Origin of the sequence: Pseudomonas sp. GM84, assembly GCF_000282535.1 — a bacterium.
Lineage (GTDB): Bacteria > Pseudomonadota > Gammaproteobacteria > Pseudomonadales > Pseudomonadaceae > Aquipseudomonas.
In genome coordinates, this window is the sequence record NZ_AKJC01000014.1 from 1 (window position 1) to 17,802 (window position 17,802).

Consider the following 17,802-nt stretch of genomic DNA (forward strand, 5'->3'; position numbering starts at 1 on the left):
TGGGAGCGGGCTTGTCCCGCGCAGGGGGCGGTGAAGCCACCCTCGCATTCGCGGGGCAAGCCCGCTCCCACAGGGCTCGCATTTCAAGCAGACCTATCTGCGTGCCTTAGACGTTCTGCCGCTCACCCTTCGGATCGAAGAACACCGAAGAAACGATCTCTGCCTCGATCACGCTGCCATCCGCCTGGGGCGAGAACACGCGCTCGCCCATGCGCTTGAGGCCGCCCTTGACCACACCCATGGCGAACGAATAGCCCAGGGAGTTGGCCGCGTAGCTGGAGGTAACGTGGCCGACCATGTCCATCGGGATCGGCTGTTTCGGGTCGAACACCAGCTGGGCGCCTTCGGGCAGCCACTTGGTCGGGTCTACCGGTTTCAGGCCGACCAGCTGCTTGCGGTTCTCGCGCACGCAGTCTTCGCGGTTCATGCCACGCAGGCCGATCCACGAGAACGGCTTGTTGCGGCCCACGCACCAGCTCATGTTGAGGTCGTCCGGGGTCATCGAGCCGTCGGTGTCCTGGCCGACGATGATGAAGCCCTTCTCGGCACGCAGTACGTGCATGGTCTCGGTGCCATACGGGGTCAGGTTGTACTGCTTGCCCGCCGCGATGACTTTTTCCAGCACGCCCATGGCGTAGTTGGCCTGCACGTTCACTTCGTACGACAGCTCACCGGTGAACGAGATACGGAACACCCGGGCCGGTACGCCAGCGACGGTGCCTTCCTTCCAGGTCATGAACGGGAAGGCGTCCTTGTCCAGGTCGATGTCGTCGGTCAGCTCGCTGAGCAGCTTGCGGCTGTTCGGGCCGGACAGGGTCAAGGTGGCCCAGTGGTCGGTGACGGAGGTGAAGTACACCTTCATTTCCGGCCATTCGGTCTGGTGGTACAGCTCCAGCCACTGCAGCACGCGGGCGGCGCCGCCGGTGGTGGTGGTCATGTAGAAGTGGTTGTCGCCGACGCAGGCGGTTACGCCGTCGTCGAAGACCATGCCGTCTTCCTTGCACATCAGGCCGTAGCGGGCCTTGCCCACGTCGAGCTTGGTCCAGGCGTTGCTGTAGATGCGGTTGAGGAACTCGCGGGCGTCCGGGCCCTGGATGTCGATCTTGCCCAGGGTCGAGGCGTCGAGCAGGCCCACGCTGTCGCGCACGGCCTTGCATTCGCGGGCCACGGCGCTGTGGATGTCTTCACCGGCTTTCGGGAAGTACCAAGGACGCTTCCACTGGCCGACGTCTTCGAACTCGGCACCGTTCTTCACGTGCCAGGCATGCAGGGCGGTGAAGCGCACCGGCTCGAACAGGTGACCGCAGTGGCGGCCGGCAACGGCGCCGAAGGTCACCGGGGTGTAGTTCGGGCGGAACATGGTGGTGCCCATTTCCGGAATGGTGATGCCGATCGAACGCGCGGCAATCGCCAGACCGTTGATGTTGCCCAGCTTGCCCTGGTCGGTGCCGAAGCCCAGCGCGGTGTAGCGCTTGACGTGCTCGACCGACTCGAAGCCTTCACGGGTAGCGAGTTCGATACCGGCGGCGGTCACGTCGTTCTGCTGGTCGACGAACTGCTTCGGCCCCTTGCTGCCCTTGTCGTGCGGCACCTGGAACAGCGCCACGGTGGCCTCTTCCTTGCGTGCGACGGTTTTCGGCAGGGTGCCGGTGCTGGCTTTGAAGCCGGCCTCGGTGGCTGCGCGAACGCCGCCTTCGAAGCCATCGGCGATCACGTCGCCCAGGGCGTACACGCCGTTGATACCGCCCACGCATTCGCGCTTCTGCGGTGCATCACCCGGCACGAAGCCGAGGATGTCGTCACGCCAGACCGGGCGACCGCCCAGGTGCGACGCCAGGTGAACGATCGGGCTGTAGCCGCCGGAGGTCGCGATCAGGTCGCATTCGAGGGTTTCGCCGGGGCTGGTGACTTTATGGGCCTGCACATCGATGGCGGCCACGCGGGCGCCGGTGACGTGCTTGCTGCCCTTGGCCTCGACCACGGCGCTGGAGGTGAGGATGCGGATGCCCTTGGCACGGGCTTCCTCGACCAGCGAACCACGCGGGTTGTGGCGAGCGTCGGCGATGGCGACCACTTGCAGGCCAGCGTCATGCCAGTCCAGTGCGGCGCGGTAGGCGTGGTCGTTGTTGGTCGACAGCACCAGCTTGCGGCCCGGTGCCACGCCGTAACGGCGCACGTAGGTGGACACAGCGCCGGCCAGCATGTTGCCCGGCACGTCGTTGTTGCCGTAGACCAGCGGGCGCTCGTGGGCGCCGGCAGCCAGCACCACGCGCTTGGCGCGGACCCGGTGCACGCGGTGGCGAACCTGGCCGATCGGCGCGCGGTCGCCGAGGTGGTCGGTCAGGCGCTCGTGGATGGTCAGGAAGTTGTGGTCGTGGTAACCGTTGACCGTGGCGCGCGGCAGCAGGGTCACTTCCGGCAGGCTGGCCAGCTCTTTGACCACGGCGTTCACCCAGTCAGCGGCGGGTTTGCCGTCGAGGGTTTCGCGGCTGTCGAGCAGGCTGCCGCCGAACTCTTCCTGTTCGTCGGCGAGGATCACCCGGGCACCGCTGCGCGCAGCAGCCAGTGCGGCGGCAAGGCCCGCAGGGCCGGCACCGACGATCAGCACGTCGCAGTGCTGGTTCATGTAGTCGTAGCTGTCCGGGTCGTTCTGCAGCGGCGCACGGCCCAGGCCGGCGGCCTTGCGTATGTACTTCTCGTAAGTCATCCAGAACGATTTCGGGTACATGAAGGTTTTGTAGTAGAAGCCCGGCGGCATCATGCTGCCGCCGACCTTGCCCAGGATGCCCATGACGTCGTTGTTGACGTTCGGCCAGCCGTTGGTGCTGGTGGCGACCAGGCCTGCGTACAGGGCCTGCTGGGTAGCGCGCACGTTGGGGATCTGGGTGGATTCGCTGGAGCCGATCTGCAGGATGGCGTTCGGCTCTTCGGTACCGGCGGCGATGATGCCGCGTGGGCGCGAGTACTTGAAGCTGCGGCCGACGATGTCGACACCGTTGGCCAGCAGCGCGGCGGCCAGGCTGTCACCGGCATAACCCTGGTAGGTCTTGCCGTTGAAGGTGAAGTTCAGGACCTTGCTGCGGTCGATACGGCCGCCGCTGGCGAGGCGATAGGTCTGGCTCATACTTTTTCCCCTTGGCCTTTGACGGTCGACGGTGCGCTGCTGGGCTTGCCGCCTGCGGTCACTTGCGGCTTCTCGCCAATCTTGTAGGTTTCCAGAATCTCGTAGGTCACGGTGTCGCGGGTGACGTTGAAGTACTGACGGCAGCCGGCAACGTGGTCCCACAGTTCATGGTGAATACCGCGCGGGTTGTCGCGGAAGAACATGTAGGTGCCCCACTCCTCGTCGGAGCAGGTGTTGGGGTCCAGCGGGCGGGCGATGTGCGCCTGGCCAGAGGCGTGGAACTCTTCTTCGGAGCGCAGCTCGCCGCAGTGGGGACAGAAAATATGCAACATGACGGTGGCTCCGGTTAGTGGGCGACGGCGGCGGCGCCGTGTTCGTCGATCAGTGCGCCGTTGTAGAAACGGTCCATGGAGAACGGCGCAGCCAGCGGGTGCATCTCGCCCTTGGCAAGGCTGGCGGCGAAGACGTTGCCCGAGCCCGGGGTCGCCTTGAAGCCGCCGGTGCCCCAGCCGCAGTTGAAGAACATGTTCTTGACCGGGGTCTTGGAGATGATCGGGCAGGCGTCCGGCGAGGTGTCGACGATGCCGCCCCACTGACGGTTCATGCGCACGCGCGACAGGTTCGGGAACATCTCGACGATGGCCTGCAGGGTGTGCTCGATCACCGGGTACGAGCCGCGCTGGCCGTAGCCGACCCAGCCGTCGATACCGGCGCCGATCACCAGGTCGCCCTTGTCGGACTGGCTGATGTAACCGTGCACGGCGTTGGACATGATCACGGAGTCGATGATCGGCTTGATCGGCTCGGATACCAGTGCTTGCAGCGGGTGCGATTCCAGCGGCAGACGGAAGCCGGCCAGCTTGGCCATGTGCCCGGAGTTACCGGCGGTGACCACGCCGACGCGCTTGGCGCCGATGAAGCCTTTGTTGGTTTCCACACCGATGACCGCGCCGTTTTCCTTGCGGAAACCGATCACTTCGGTCTGCTGGATCAGGTCAACGCCCAGGGCGTCGGCAGCGCGGGCATAGCCCCAGGCCACGGCGTCGTGACGGGCGACGCCACCACGGCGCTGAACGGTAGCGCCGAGGATCGGGTAACGGGTGTTCTTCGAGCAGTCCAGGTACGGGATTTCGGCCGCGACCTGGGCGGTGTTGAGCAGCTCGCCGTCGACGCCATTGAGGCGGTTGGCGGAGACGCGGCGCTCGGAATCACGAATGTCCTGCAGGGTGTGGCACAGGTTGTAGACGCCGCGCTGGGAGAACATCACGTTGTAGTTGATGTCCTGGGACAGCCCTTCCCACAGTTTCATGGCGTGCTCGTAAAGCTGCGCCGACTCGTCCCACAGGTAGTTGGAACGCACGATGGTGGTGTTACGGGCGGTGTTGCCGCCGCCCAGGTAACCCTTCTCGATCACCGCGACGTTGGTGATGCCGTGTTCCTTGGCCAGGTAGTAGGCCGTGGCCAGGCCGTGGCCGCCACCGCCGACGATGACCACGTCGTAGACCTTTTTCGGGGTCGGCGTGCGCCACATGCGCTGCCAGTTTTCGTGGTGGCTGAGGGAGTGCTTGAAAAGGCCGAAGCCCGAGTAACGTTGCATGGTCGTCTTCTCCACTCAGCGGTAAACAGGGAAGTCGGCGCACAGGGCCGAGACGTTCTTCGCCACATCGGCTTCGACGTCGGCGTCACCGAGGTTGTCGAGGATGTCGCAGATCCAGCCGGCCAGGGCTACACATTGCGCGACCTTGAAGCCGCGGGTGGTGACGGCCGGGGTGCCGATGCGCAGGCCCGAGGTGACGAACGGCGACTGCGGGTCGTTCGGCACGGCGTTCTTGTTGACGGTGATGTGCGCGCGGCCCAGGGCGGCGTCGGCATCTTTGCCGGTCAGACCCTGACGGATCAGGCTGACCAGGAACAGGTGGTTGTCGGTGCCGCCGGACACCACGTCGTAGCCACGGTCGATGAATACCTGGGCCATGGCCTGGGCGTTTTCGATGACTTGTTTCTGGTAGCTCTTGAATTCAGGCTCCAGCGCTTCCTTGAAGCACACCGCCTTGGCGGCGATCACGTGCATCAGCGGACCGCCCTGGGCGCCGGGGAACACGGCAGCGTTGAGCTTCTTCTCGATCTCTTCGTTCGACTTGGCCAGGATCAGGCCGCCACGCGGGCCGCGCAGGGTCTTGTGGGTGGTGGTGGTGACCACGTCGGCGAAGGGGATCGGGTTCGGGTACAGGCCAGCGGCGACCAGGCCAGCCACGTGGGCCATGTCGACGAACAGCAGCGCGCCTACCTTGTCGGCGATGGCGCGAAAGCGTGGGAAGTCGAGGGTCTTGGAGTAGGCCGAGAAGCCGGCGACGATCATCTTCGGCTTGTGCTCGACGGCCAGGCGCTCGACTTCGTCGTAGTCGATCAGGCCGGTGTCGGTGTTGATGCCGTACTGCACGGCGTTATAGAGCTTGCCCGAGGACGACACCTTGGCGCCGTGGGTCAGGTGGCCGCCGTGGGCCAGGCTCATGCCCAGGATGGTGTCGCCGGCCTGCAGCAGGGCCAGGTAGACCGCACCGTTGGCCGAGGAGCCGGAGTGCGGCTGGACGTTGGCGTAGTCGGCGCCGAACAGTTGCTTGGCGCGCTCGATGGCCAGCGCCTCGACCTTGTCGACGTGCTCGCAGCCGCCGTAGTAGCGCTTGCCTGGGTAGCCTTCGGCGTACTTGTTGGTCAGGCCGCTGCCTTGGGCCTGCATCACGCGCTTGCTGGTGTAGTTCTCCGAGGCGATCAGCTCGATGTGATCTTCCTGGCGTTGTTCTTCGGCATTCATCGCCGCCAGCAGTGCGTCGTCATAACCCTGGATCTGGTCTTGCTTGCTGAACATCTTGTTTCTCCCGGCAGCGATCAGTTCTTGTCTTCAAGGCACTGTGGCCCTTTGTGGCGATGGTATGACTGGCCGGGGTGGGTCAGATGCCTGCGCACGCCTTGCAATGGCGCGTTTACGACATTGGCTTTGGGTTGTTCATGCGGGCCTCTTCGCGGGGCAAGCCCGCTCCCACAAATGTTTGGCGTGTGCAGGACCATTGTGGGAGCGGGCTTGTCCCGCGAAGAGGCCGGTACAGCTTGTATAGGCAACCGTTTCAGCAATGGTTTAGAGTGCTGTTCTGCGTCGTTCAAAGGACAGTGCCATGACAGACAAGAGCCAACAATTCGCCAGCGACAACTACTCCGGCATCTGCCCCGAAGCCTGGGCCGCCATGGCCAAGGCCAACCAGGGCCACGACCGCGCCTACGGCGACGACCAGTGGACCGAGCGCGCGTCGGAATACTTCCGCAAGCTGTTCGAAACCGACTGCGAAGTGTTCTTCGCCTTCAACGGCACCGCCGCCAACTCCCTGGCCCTGGCCTCGCTGTGCCAGAGCTACCACAGCGTGATCTGCTCCGAGACCGCCCACGTCGAAACCGACGAGTGCGGCGCGCCGGAGTTCTTCTCCAACGGTTCCAAGCTGCTGACCGCGCCCAGCGTGAACGGCAAGCTGACACCCGAATCGATCCGCGAAGTGGCGCTCAAGCGCCAGGACATCCACTACCCCAAGCCGCGCGTGGTGACCATCACCCAGGCCACCGAAGTGGGCACCGTGTACCGCCCCGACGAGCTCAAGGCCATCAGCGCCACCTGCAAGGAGCTGGGCCTGAACCTGCATATGGATGGCGCGCGCTTCAGCAATGCCTGCTCGTTCCTCGGCTGCAGCCCGGCCGAACTGACCTGGAAGGCCGGCATCGACGTGCTGTGCTTCGGCGGCACCAAGAACGGCATGGCGGTCGGTGAGGCGATCCTGTTCTTCAATCGTGATCTGGCCGAAGACTTCGACTACCGCTGCAAGCAGGCCGGGCAGTTGGCCTCGAAGATGCGTTTCCTGTCTGCGCCGTGGGTGGGTCTGCTGGAGGAAGGTGCCTGGTTGCGCCATGGCGCGCACGCCAACCATTGCGCGCAGTTGCTGGCGTCGTTGGTGAGTGATTTGCCGGGGGTGGAGCTGATGTTCCCGGTGGAGGCCAACGGGGTGTTCCTGCAGATGCCGGAACAGGCGATCGAAGCACTGCGTGGCAGGGGCTGGCGGTTCTATACCTTCATTGGTAGCGGTGGGGCACGGTTCATGTGCTCGTGGGATACCGAAGAAGCGCGGGTGCGCGAGCTGGCGGCGGACATCCGCGCCATCATCGGCGCCTGAAACACCGTATTCGCGGGGCAAGCCCGCTCCCACAGAATCCATGCAAGCCGCAAAGGTTGCAGAGGTCTTGTGGGAGCGGGCTTGTCCCGCGAATGCGATGGCAGCAGCCACCTTGAACTATAACTTGAACCCCCCCATCTGCCGCGCCAGGTCATCAGCCAACCCACGCAATGCCCGGCATTCCTCCCGACACCCCTGCACCTCCGCCGCCGTCTCCCGCGCCAAGTCCGAAATCCCCTGCACGGTACGATTGATCTCCTCGGTCACCGCCGACTGCTCTTCAGTCGCCGTCGCCACCTGGTGGTTCATGTCGCTGATGTGCTCCACCTGATCCGTAATCGCCCCCAGCGATGTCCCGGTACGCTGGCTGAACGCCACACCACTGCCCGTCGCCTGCTGCCCCGCCTGCATCGAGGTCACCGCCGAACCCGCCCCTTGCTTGAGCCGCTGGATCATCTGCTGCACCTCATCGGTGGACAGCTGCGTGCGCCGTGCCAAGGTGCGGACCTCATCGGCCACCACCGCAAAACCTCGCCCCATCTCCCCTGCCCGCGCGGCCTCGATAGCAGCATTCAGCGCCAACAGGTTGGTCTGCTCGGAAATACTGCGGATCACCGCCAGCACTTCATCGATGGACGCGACTTCATCGGCCAGCTGGCTCACCGCATCAGCCGCCTTGCCGATATCCCCGGACATGCCTTCGATCCCCTGGATCGACCGCCGCACCACGTCACGCGCCTGCAGGGCTTCGTCACGTGCCGATTGCGAAGCCTGTGCGGCATCGCCGGCGTTGCGCGCAATTTCCTGCACGGTCAGGCCCATTTCATGCACGGCCGTGGCGACCATTTCGGTCATTTCCTGTTGCCGACCGGAGCGCTCGGCGGTGTTGTCCACCACCTGAGTCACCTGCTCGACCGCACGGTGCAGGCGCTCGGTGGTGCGCAGCACGTCGCCGATCAGCCCACGCTGGCTGTCGAGAAAACGGTTGAAACCCCGGGCCAGGTCGCCCAGTTCGTCCTGGCGAGCATCATCCAGGCGATGGCTGAGATCGCCCGCGCCGCTGCCAATCTGTACCAAGGCCGCCGTAACCCGGCGAATCGGCTTCACCAGCCCGCGCGCCAGCACGACCACCAGCAACAGTGAGAGCAGCGCGACACCGCCGCCAATCAGGGTGGTCAGCCATAGGGCTTGGTTCATCTGTGCGTAGATCTGCGCCTCGGGCACCTCGGCGACCAAGGTCCAGTTCAGGTCGCGCAAGGGCAGGCTCAGGGCCAGGTAATCCTCGCCATCGCGCTGGAAGCGGCTACTGCGCAGGCCGTGGTCGCCACTGAGCAGCGCCTTGGCGGCGTTGGCGTCGAGCTGTTCGACCAGTTGGCGCTTGCCACTGAAGGCCGGGTCGGGATGCACCTGGATCAGCCCGTCGTTACGCACCAGGTACACCTTGCCGCGCTCGCCGAAACTGAAGTCATGGATCAGCTTCGACAGCTCGCTCATGCGCAGGCCCATGCCCGCCACGCCCACCAGCTTGCCGTCTTTTTCCACGCGGTAATCGATGAACAGCGCCAGCTCGCCGGTGGAGCCGTCGATGTCGATGTTGACCAGGCGCTGGGCACCGCTGTCGATGTAGCCGTAGAACCAGCTGTCCTTGGGGTTGTCGCGGCTGAGGGTGCGATCGAGGCCTTTTTCGTTGTAGTAGTGGCCGCTATCGGTGGCGGCGAACATCGTGGTGAAGGCCTGGTTGCGTGCCCTGGCGGCCTCCAGGTACTCGATGAAAGGGGCCCGTTCGGCAGGGTCTTCGCCCGCCGCCAACCAGTCGCGCAGCAGGGTATTGCCGGCAATGTCGGCTGCGGCCACCAGCGGTTGGCCGAGCATGCGTTCGATATCGTTGCGGATGGCCTCGACGCTGGCCGGGAGCGCTGTGTCGAGCAGATAACGTTCGGTCAGGCGGTTGAGCGCCACCGTGAAAATCACCACCACCACCAGGATGCTCGCCAGCAGGGCAGCGCCCATGCTCGCGATCAACTGCCACTGGATACTTTTACGCCAGATACCCATGCCCCGCTCCCCGTAATTATTGTTTTACGGGAAGTGTATACACTTGAGTATCCAGTTATTCCAGTGACCTGGAACAAACAGATGAACCTTGTAGGAGCGGATTTATCCGCGAAGCGGCATTGAATTCACCACCGCATCGCGGATGAATCCGCTCCTACTGTTCGGCGATGGTCCGAACGATAGCGTCCACCGTGGCGTCGATCTGCGCCTGGGTCCGCTCAAGCGTCTGCTGGTGTTCCTTTTGCAGTTCGACCTGCTTGGAACACAAGTTGAGCGCGGCCAGTACCAGCAGCTTGTCGCCGATCAGGCTCGGGTACTGACGCTTGGTCTCGGCCAGGGCGGTGTTGAGCATCCGCACCGCCTGCGCCAGGGTTTCTTCCTGGCCTTCGGGCGCCTTGATCGAATAGTCGCTGCCGAGGATCGATACGACATTGATCGGCTGCGCTTGCAGTCTCATGCGCCGACGACACCCGCACTGGCGCGGTCAACCAGCGCCTGGATGCGCGCAGCGGTAGCGCCGTTCTTCTCTTCCTGCTCCATCAGCGACAGCTGCAGGGTTTCGTTTTCTTCCTTGGCCTGGGCCAGTTCCTGGCCGAGGGTGGCGTTCTGCTCGGTGAGTTGAGCGTTTTTCTGCATCAGGTCGCTGACCAGTTGCTCGATTTGATTCAGGGATGCTTCAAGCATGGGGATATCTCGGGTTGTTGCAAAGGGCGCACACGATAAAGAAAAGTGTCAGCCATCGCCATTAAATATCGGATTCATAAGGCTTCTGCCTGCCAGATTGACAGGGTAAGTGGCACCTTGTTCCGACTTGGATCAACCGCCGGTCAGGTAAATCGATAGCTGGCTCACAATTTTTCCCGCTCGCGCTCAAGACTGCCCAGTCACGACCGATAGACCAGTACGTCTTGTTTTGTCGCACGGATTTCCTTCCCCCATGTCTCTACGCAACATGAATATCGCCCCGCGTGCGCTGCTCGGGTTCGCCCTGATCAGCCTGCTGATGCTCGGCCTCGGCATTTTCTCGCTCATGCAGATGGGCAACATCCGACAGGCCGGCGTGGCCATCGAGAACGTCAGCGTCCCCAGTATCAAGACCCTGGACGAACTGACCGCGCTGAACCTGCGCCTGCGCACCCTCTCCTACCGCCTGCTGCTCAACCGCGAGCCGGACGTGCAGCGCGACACCCTCAGCCTGCTGGACCAGCGCAACGCCCAGATCGACCGCGCCCGCCAGGCCTACCTGCCGATGATCGGTGCCGTCGACGAGCAAGCAGCCTTCGACCAGTACACCCAGTTGCTCAACCAGTACCGCCAGCTGGAAGCCCGCATGCGCAGCCTGAACCAGGCTGGCCGCACCGACGAACTGCGTGACCTGCTCAACCGCGACCTGCTGGCCAACTCCGAGCAGATCAACAAGGTCATGGACACCCTGGTGCAGATCAACACCGCCCAGACCCGCCAGACCAACGAAACCGCCGCCAGCCAGTACGCCGCGACGTTTGCCCTGGTGATCGGCTTGCTGATTGCCGCCACTGTGCTGACCTTCCTCTGCGCCTTCCTGCTCACCCGCAGTATCGTCAAGCCGATCGAGGAGGCGCTCAAGGCCGCCGAGCAGGTCGCCGACGGTGACCTGACCCACATCATCCGTACCGAAGGCACCGACGAAGCCGCCCGCCTGCTGCGCGCCATGGCCCGCATGCAGGACAAGCTGCGCGACACCCTGCAGTTGATTGCCGGCTCCGCCACCCAGCTGGCCTCGGCCGCCGAAGAGCTCAATTGCGTCACCGACGTGAGCGCCCGTGGCCTGCAGCAGCAGAACAACGAAATCGAGCAGGCCGCCACTGCGGTCACCGAGATGACCAGCGCCGTGGAAGAAGTGGCGCGCAATGCCGTGAGCACTTCCGAAGCCTCTGGCGAAGCCAGCCGTTCGGCCGGCGATGGCCGCGACCTGGTGATGGAAACCGTGGGCGCCATCGAGCGCATGAGTGGCGACGTGCAAGCCACTGCGCAGTTGATTACGCACCTGGCCGAGCAGTCGCGCGATATCGGCAAGGTGCTCGATGTGATTCGTGGCCTGGCCGACCAGACCAATCTGCTGGCGCTCAATGCCGCCATCGAAGCCGCGCGCGCCGGTGAAGCGGGCCGAGGGTTTGCCGTGGTGGCGGACGAGGTGCGCGCGCTGGCCCATCGCACCCAGCAGTCGACCAGCGAAATCGAGCGGATGATCGGCAGCATCCAGAGCGGAACCGAACAAGCCGTGGAATCGATGCGCACCAGCACCGAACGGGCCGACTCGACCTTGAACATCGCGCGTGGTGCGGGGTTGGCGCTGGACAACATTGCCGGGGCGGTGGCGCAGATCAACGAGCGCAACCTGGTGATTGCCAGTGCGGCGGAGGAGCAGGCTCAGGTGGCGCGGGAAGTGGACCGCAACCTGGTGAACATCAATGACCTGTCGGTGCAGAGCGCGACCGGGGCGCATCAGACCAGTGCGGCGAGTGCCGAGCTGTCGCGGTTGGCCGTGGACCTCAATGGCCTGGTGGCCCGTTTCCGCACCTGATAATGCTGGGGCCGCTTTGCGGCCCCTTCGCGGGACACGCCCGCTCCCACAGGTTCTGCGCTGCACTCAGGTTCAGCGGCAAACCTGTGGGAGCGGGCTTGTCCCGCGAATGGGCTGCAAAGCAGCCCCAGTGATCCAAGGATCAGTAATCGATCCGCACGTCCCCCTTGGGCACCGAGCAGCACGACAGGATGTACCCCTCGGCCTCATCTTCTTCAGTAATCCCGCCGTTGTGTTCCATCTCCACCTCGCCCCCCAGCTTGAGCACCTTGCACGTACCGCAAATGCCCATGCCGCAAGCTTTCGGAATCATCAGCCCGACCTTCGCCGCCGCCGCATGCACGGTCTCGCCCGGGGCGACGCGGATGCTCTTCTCGCTGCCAATGAACTCCACCAGGTTCAGGTCCGATGCAGCCACTTCCGGTGCGTCGGCAGCCTGCTCGGCATGCTCCACGGCATCGGCCTTGGCTTCCGCCGGCGTCGCGCCGAACGACTCCTCGTGGTAGTTCTTCATGTCGAAACCGACCGCTTCGAGCATGCGCTTGACCGCCGTCATGTACGGCGTCGGGCCGCAGCAGAACACCGTGCGTTCCATGTAGTCGGGCGCGATCAGCTCCATCAGCCGCTGGTTCAGGTAGCCGCGATACCCCGCCCAAGGCTCGCCCAGGCCGTGCTTCTCGCAAATGATATGCAAGCTGAAGTTGGGGATGCGTGACGCCATCTGCTCCAACTCGCGGTGGTAGATGATGTCCTTCGGCGAACGGGCGCTGTGCACGAAGACCATGTCGACATTGGCATTGGTGTCGTAGAACCAGCGCGCCATGGACATCACCGGGGTGATACCGACGCCACCCGAGAGGTACAGCACCTTGCCCGCCGGGAAGTCGATGGCGTTGAACAGACCCACCGGGCCATGCACCGGCAGCTCGGCGCCTTCGTGCATGGTGTCGTGGAGGAAGTTCGACACCAACCCGCCGGGCACGCGCTTGACGGTGATCGAGAAGCTGTAGGGCACCGACGGCGAACTGGAGATGGTGTACGAGCGCATCACCGGCTTGCCTTCGATCTCCAGCTCCAGGGTGACGAACTGCCCTGGCTTGAAGAAGAACATGATCGGCTGGTCGGCCATGAAGCAGAAGGTGCGAACGTCCCAGGTCTCCTGAATGACCTTGACGCAGCGCACGATGTGGCGGCCGTTGGCCCAGGTCTGGGTAGTGACCGGATTGAGGAAGGTATCGGACATGTTCTTCTCCAGCGGCCGACAATTGGCCTTTTTATGGCTGGGATAATGCGCAAGCTGAACGCGACGCACATTCCTGCCTGCGACATCGGCGTGCTCATCGCGACCAGCCCCGTGCTACAAGGGCTGGCGCGTCGTAATTCAAATCGGCCATGTCGCCCATGGATACGGTTCGCGCCGCCTTCGGACGCACACTCCTCGGCAAATAAACACGCTGTTTCTTGAAGACAGCCTTGCGGCACCACAACAACGATTAGCCACCTTTTGCCGGCCGTACACGGCCCCGAGGAATACACGATGGACGTCACCGCAACCCTGAGCCTGGGCGATCCACTGGAACCTGCACGCAAGGCCACCGCCGAGATGCTGCAGACCCGCGAGCGCACCTACTCGCTGCCCCAGCCGTTCTACACCGACGAGCGTCTGTTTCAGATCGACATGCAGGAGATCTTCCACAAGGAATGGCTGATCGCCGGCATGACCTGCGAGATCCCGGCAAAAGGCAACTACATCACCCTGCAGATCGGCAAGAACCCGATCCTCGTGGTGCGCGGTGCCGAAGGTAAGGTGCATGCCTTCCACAACGTCTGTCGTCACCGCGGCTCGCGCCTGTGCGTCAGCGAGAAAGGCAAGGTGGCCAAGCTGGTGTGCCATTACCACCAGTGGACCTACGAGCTGGACGGCCGCCTGCTGTTCGCCGGCACCGAAATGGGCGCCGACTTCGACATGAAGGAGTACGGCCTGAAGCCGGTGAACGTGAAAGTAGCCGGTGGCTACATTTTCATCAGCCTGGCGGAAAACCCGCCCGCCATCGACGAGTTCCTGGCCACCCTGGAACACTACATGGAACCGTACGACATGGAGAACACCAAGGTGGCGGTGCAAACCACCTTGATGGAAAAGGCCAACTGGAAGCTGGTGCTGGAAAACAACCGCGAGTGTTACCACTGCAGCGGTTCGCACCCGGAGCTGCTGCAAACCCTGCTGGAGTGGGACGACACCAACGATCCGCGCGCCAGCCAGGAATTCAAGGACCACGTGGCCGCCTCGGCCGCCGCCTGGGAAGCCGAGAAGATCCCGTACCTGCACAAGAGCCACGGCCTGCGTAACCGCATCGTGCGCATGCCGCTGCTCAAGGGCACCGTATCGATGACCATGGACGGCAAGCAGGCCTGCCAGAAGCTGATGGGCCGCATCCAGAACCCGGACCTGGGCTCGATGCGCATCCTGCACCTGCCGCACTCGTGGAACCACTGCATGGGCGATCACATGATCGTCTTCACCGTGTGGCCGATCAGCGCCCAGGAAACCATGGTCACCACCAAGTGGCTGGTGCACAAGGATGCCGTCGAAGGCGTCGACTACGACCCCGAGCGCATGCGCAAGGTGTGGGATGCGACCAACGACCAGGATCGTCGCCTGGCGGAAGAGAACCAGCGGGGGATCAACTCCACCGCGTACCAGCCAGGGCCGTACTCGAAGACTTATGAGTTTGGTGTGGTGAACTTCATCGACTGGTACAGCGAGCGCGTGCTGGCCAACCTGGGCGCGGAGCCTGCGCCTTATCTGAAGGAAGTGCAGGCGCAGTAGGCCACGAGCCCCGCCACTCATATTCCAGAGTGGCGGGGATCTGCGTCAGCCCGAGCTAACAGGCTACAGTCGCGTGTCTTCCCTCACGCTGCCCGTCTGCGCCTCAACATCGAAGTTCGAAGATTGTCCCTCGCGGGGTTCCCACATCCATTTCCAAACGTCCGATACCGCGTTTCGTACAAAACTCCACGCATGTGTAATGCCATAGGCGTCACCCACGGCCTCTGCAATCAATCTGCCTCGGTGCATATCACGAACACCTGCACGACGCCATTCATGCCTGGCATTCAGAGGCAGTGCTGCAAAGCCCAAGAACCCCCCCGTAGAACGTGCTACGTCAACACCAATCAGTCCAGGGGTGGCTGCTGTGAGCAGCGAAGGGTCTTGCGCAGCTCTGAAGTGAACTGGGCGGATGGCTGCGGAGAAGGTATATGCGTAGGTGTCCAGAACATTGGCAACAGCGTGTACTTGAGCATGAACCAATGGCTGCACAGGCTCGCTCCTGCCTGGCGGTAAATCCACTCGATTGATAATGGCCCGCATGCGTGAAACGACCATGTTCGACACACCGGCCACAGCGCTTAGACCGAACATTGCATGGCTTATGGTGCTCCAGAAGCTGCCAGCAGTATCGGTTCGATTCACAGGATCGCCTGCGCAATATGCGTAAGCATTCATGCCTCCTCGACCAAATGGACTGAGGTTATCAGGGCTCTGGAATCGCATCAGGATTGGATTGTAAAAGCGACGACCATTGCCCAACGGATAACTGCCCGTGGACGGATCGCGATGCTGGCCACAAAAACCCAGCGCCGGTGCTGGGCTGGTTTTCATGAAGCCGTAGGGTGAATAAGCGTGCAGACCTGGCAACACGGAGCGTTGCCGATCTGTCGTGAACAAATGAGTCGCCATTGGTTATCCACAGCCTTTAACTGTTTTGAATACCGTAGCGGTGACTGGAAGGGTTGCCTACTGGCATAAATATCAGGTGAGTCAACTGATCATTTTTTGATCACAATCCGCAGAGCCCCATGCTTGTTGGGCTGTAGACGACTCCGTACACCTTATCCACAGAGACACCAACAGAGATTGTGCGCAACTGATTACAGCTCAGCCTTCAGCCTGTGGGTAACCCACTCAAAGCCCTGATTTCCATTGATCAGGAGGATTGAAAGACGGATTGAGCGTTTTTTGATCGAATTGGTGAAAGCCTTGATATACGTGGCTCACAGCAGCTACCGAACATATTATCCACAGAGGCGCTAACAGCGATTGTGGGAAACTTTAGCTCGTCTGGGCCTGAGGACTGGGCAAGAACCTGCGAGAAGGCTGGTCATTTTTCGCTCAAAAGCTTGCAGGCCTTGTCAGATGGCGGCTGTAGCGATGGATGAACACTTTATCCACACCTTGGCGAACAGATTCGGTGGGCAAAAGTTTGTCTGCACTGGCCTCATCGCCGGCAAGCCGGCTCCCACAGGCGGTGGGGTTTCTGTGTGGGAGCCGGCTTGCCGGCGATGAGGCCGCTACTGGTTCAACGCAACACCCCCTCCTCCACCAGCAGCTTGAGAATCGCCTCGGCGCCCTCCTGTGGAGAAACATCCTTCAATACCTTGCCACCCCCGCCACTGGCCTTGGCCGTCGCCGCCTTCATCCGGTCCGCGCCGCTCTTGGCCTTGATCACCTTGAGTCGCTTGGGCCGTGGCCGCGCAGGCTGCAACTCGGCCTCCGCCAGCAGTTCATCCTCGACGATCGCCACATTGCGCGCCGCCAGCACACCCCGGCGAGCCGGCCCAAACGCGCTCTGACGCGGCTTGGGCGCAGCGTTATCCACAGTCGCCAGGAACGGCAGCCGCACCTTCAGCCGGCGCCGTTGCCCACGGGGCAGCGCCTGCAGGACCTGGGCGGAGCCGTTGTCGATCGACTCCACTTCGGCCAGCCCCACCACCAGCGGCCAACCAAGCTTCTCGGCCAACAGGAACGGCAACATGCCCGAACCTTCACCGGTTTCGGCCTGGCTACCGGTCAGCACCAACTGGGCACCGGCATCGCGCAAGTAGTCACCCAGGACAGCCAGTACATCCGCGCCAGCCGGCTGCTCCAGCACGTCGAGATGATCCAGGCCCATGCCCAGGTAAGCCCGCAGCGCCTCTTCCTGCGGGTCGCCGGCATGCACCACCTGCAAGTTATCCCCAGCCAGCTGCAAGCCCAGCTCCACGGCACGCGCATCCTGTTCGGCGCGGCGGGCGCGGCCGGAACTGGGGTGGGCACCGATGGAAACCAGGCTGATGACTTTCGTACTCATGCTCATGCCCTTATGCCGCGTCGCGCTGGCCGCCACTGCGGAAATTATCCACAGCCTCGATCAGTGCCTGGAGAATCGCCGAACTGTCGCCAATCACCGACAGGTCGGCCCGTTTGATCATGTCGCAGCCCGGATCCATGTTGATCGCCACCACCTTGTCGCAGGCGCCGATGCCCTGCAGGTGCTGGATCGCGCCCGAGATACCCACAGCCACGTAGACCCGTGCCGTGACCCAGGTGCCGGTAGCACCGACCTGGCGGTTGCGCGGCATGAAGCCGTCGTCCACCGCCACCCGCGAGGCGCCTTCGGTGGCGCCAAGGGCCGCCGTGGCCTTGTGGTAGAGGTCCCAGTCCTTCACCCCGTTACCGCCCGAGACGATGAACTCCGCCTCGGCCATGGCGATGGTGGCCGGGTCGACGGCGACCGCGCCAAGGTCTTCGATGCGCGACAAGCTGCGCGCCACGCTTGTGGACAACTCCACCGGCAGCGCCTCATGACGGGTTTCACTGACCGGCTCGGCGCACTCTGCAGCGCCCAGGATCAAGCGTGGCACCGCACGTTGCAGGTCTTGCTGGCCGGCACCGGCACGGCCGATGCACTGGCCGTCCTTGACCTGCCAGACCCGCGTCGCCGGGCGCTCGCCCAGCGCGGCGCCAAGCCGACGGCCCAGTTCGCCGCCGCCGCTGCGGCTGTCGGGTAACAGCCAATGGCGCGGGG

General features: G+C 63.4%; 14 protein-coding genes and 2 pseudogenes. 4 read left to right on the forward strand and 12 right to left on the reverse strand.

Annotated features, from left to right (window positions below):
- Positions 1-106 precede the first annotated feature (106 nt).
- From PMI38_RS01250 to PMI38_RS01265, 4 genes are read right to left on the reverse strand one after another with little or no spacing between them, the layout of a single operon-like run.
- Positions 107-3,124 carry a sarcosine oxidase subunit alpha gene (locus PMI38_RS01250; RefSeq protein ID WP_008089642.1) on the reverse strand — a complete coding sequence of 1,006 codons (3,018 nt, stop codon included), beginning with the start codon at positions 3,122-3,124 and terminating at the stop codon, positions 107-109.
- Entirely contained in the window at positions 3,121-3,456 is a 336-nt protein-coding gene (locus PMI38_RS01255; RefSeq protein WP_008089644.1) for a sarcosine oxidase subunit delta, read from the reverse strand. Before PMI38_RS01255 ends, PMI38_RS01250 begins: the two co-directional genes overlap by 4 nt.
- Positions 3,457-3,470: 14 nt before the next feature.
- The gene (locus PMI38_RS01260) at positions 3,471-4,721 is read right to left on the reverse strand and encodes a sarcosine oxidase subunit beta family protein (RefSeq protein WP_008089646.1); all 1,251 of its coding nucleotides are present in this window, start codon (positions 4,719-4,721) and stop codon (positions 3,471-3,473) included.
- A 15-nt stretch (positions 4,722-4,736) separates the two neighbouring features.
- Positions 4,737-5,990 (reverse strand): serine hydroxymethyltransferase, encoded by a 1,254-nt coding sequence (locus PMI38_RS01265; RefSeq protein ID WP_008089648.1) that lies wholly within the window; start codon positions 5,988-5,990, stop codon positions 4,737-4,739.
- Between the two features lie 304 nt (positions 5,991-6,294).
- Between PMI38_RS01265 and PMI38_RS01270 the strand changes: the two genes are divergently transcribed.
- Positions 6,295-7,335 carry a threonine aldolase family protein gene (locus PMI38_RS01270; protein WP_008089650.1) on the forward strand — a complete coding sequence of 347 codons (1,041 nt, stop codon included), beginning with the start codon at positions 6,295-6,297 and terminating at the stop codon, positions 7,333-7,335.
- A 117-nt stretch (positions 7,336-7,452) separates the two neighbouring features.
- Here the strand turns inward: PMI38_RS01270 and PMI38_RS27810 are convergent, their stop codons facing one another.
- From PMI38_RS27810 to PMI38_RS01285, 4 genes and pseudogenes are all read right to left on the reverse strand, one after another.
- Positions 7,453-8,190 (reverse strand): methyl-accepting chemotaxis protein, encoded by a 738-nt coding sequence (locus PMI38_RS27810; RefSeq protein WP_443216384.1) that lies wholly within the window; start codon positions 8,188-8,190, stop codon positions 7,453-7,455.
- Positions 8,191-8,316: 126 nt separating this feature from the next.
- Positions 8,317-9,390 (reverse strand): annotated as a pseudogene (locus PMI38_RS27815) (HAMP domain-containing protein); the annotation flags it as partial.
- A 154-nt stretch (positions 9,391-9,544) separates the two neighbouring features.
- Positions 9,545-9,847 (reverse strand): cell division protein ZapA, encoded by a 303-nt coding sequence (locus PMI38_RS01280; RefSeq protein ID WP_008089653.1) that lies wholly within the window; start codon positions 9,845-9,847, stop codon positions 9,545-9,547.
- Positions 9,844-10,074 carry a hypothetical protein gene (locus PMI38_RS01285; RefSeq protein WP_008089655.1) on the reverse strand — a complete coding sequence of 77 codons (231 nt, stop codon included), beginning with the start codon at positions 10,072-10,074 and terminating at the stop codon, positions 9,844-9,846. Before PMI38_RS01285 ends, PMI38_RS01280 begins: the two co-directional genes overlap by 4 nt.
- A 319-nt stretch (positions 10,075-10,393) precedes the next feature.
- Between PMI38_RS01285 and PMI38_RS27820 the strand changes: the two are divergent.
- A pseudogene (locus tag PMI38_RS27820) lies at positions 10,394-10,822 on the forward strand (MCP four helix bundle domain-containing protein); the annotation flags it as partial.
- Between the two features lie 75 nt (positions 10,823-10,897).
- Positions 10,898-11,953, forward strand: coding sequence for a methyl-accepting chemotaxis protein (locus tag PMI38_RS27825; protein ID WP_443216385.1), 1,056 nt, complete (start codon positions 10,898-10,900; stop codon positions 11,951-11,953).
- A gap of 142 nt (positions 11,954-12,095) precedes the next feature.
- Here PMI38_RS27825 and gbcB read toward each other — a convergent pair whose 3' ends face one another.
- Entirely contained in the window at positions 12,096-13,196 is a 1,101-nt protein-coding gene (gene gbcB / locus PMI38_RS01295; RefSeq protein ID WP_008089660.1) for a glycine-betaine demethylase subunit GbcB, read from the reverse strand.
- Positions 13,197-13,490: 294 nt separating this feature from the next.
- Here gbcB and gbcA point away from each other — a divergent pair, with 294 nt between their 5' ends.
- On the forward strand, positions 13,491-14,783 hold the full coding sequence (gene gbcA / locus PMI38_RS01300) for a glycine-betaine demethylase subunit GbcA (protein ID WP_008089662.1): 1,293 nt from the start codon (positions 13,491-13,493) through the stop codon (positions 14,781-14,783).
- A gap of 63 nt (positions 14,784-14,846) precedes the next feature.
- Here the strand turns inward: gbcA and PMI38_RS26245 are convergent, their stop codons facing one another.
- The 3 genes from PMI38_RS26245 to PMI38_RS01310 form a co-directional block, all read right to left on the reverse strand.
- Entirely contained in the window at positions 14,847-15,695 is an 849-nt protein-coding gene (locus PMI38_RS26245) for an RHS repeat-associated core domain-containing protein (RefSeq protein WP_008089663.1), read from the reverse strand.
- 619 nt (positions 15,696-16,314) lie between these two features.
- Entirely contained in the window at positions 16,315-17,085 is a 771-nt protein-coding gene (gene etfB, locus PMI38_RS01305) for an electron transfer flavoprotein subunit beta (RefSeq protein WP_008089665.1), read from the reverse strand.
- Positions 17,086-17,095: 10 nt separating this feature from the next.
- The coding region (locus PMI38_RS01310; RefSeq protein ID WP_008089667.1) for an electron transfer flavoprotein subunit alpha/FixB family protein at positions 17,096-17,802 on the reverse strand (707 nt) is incomplete at its 5' end.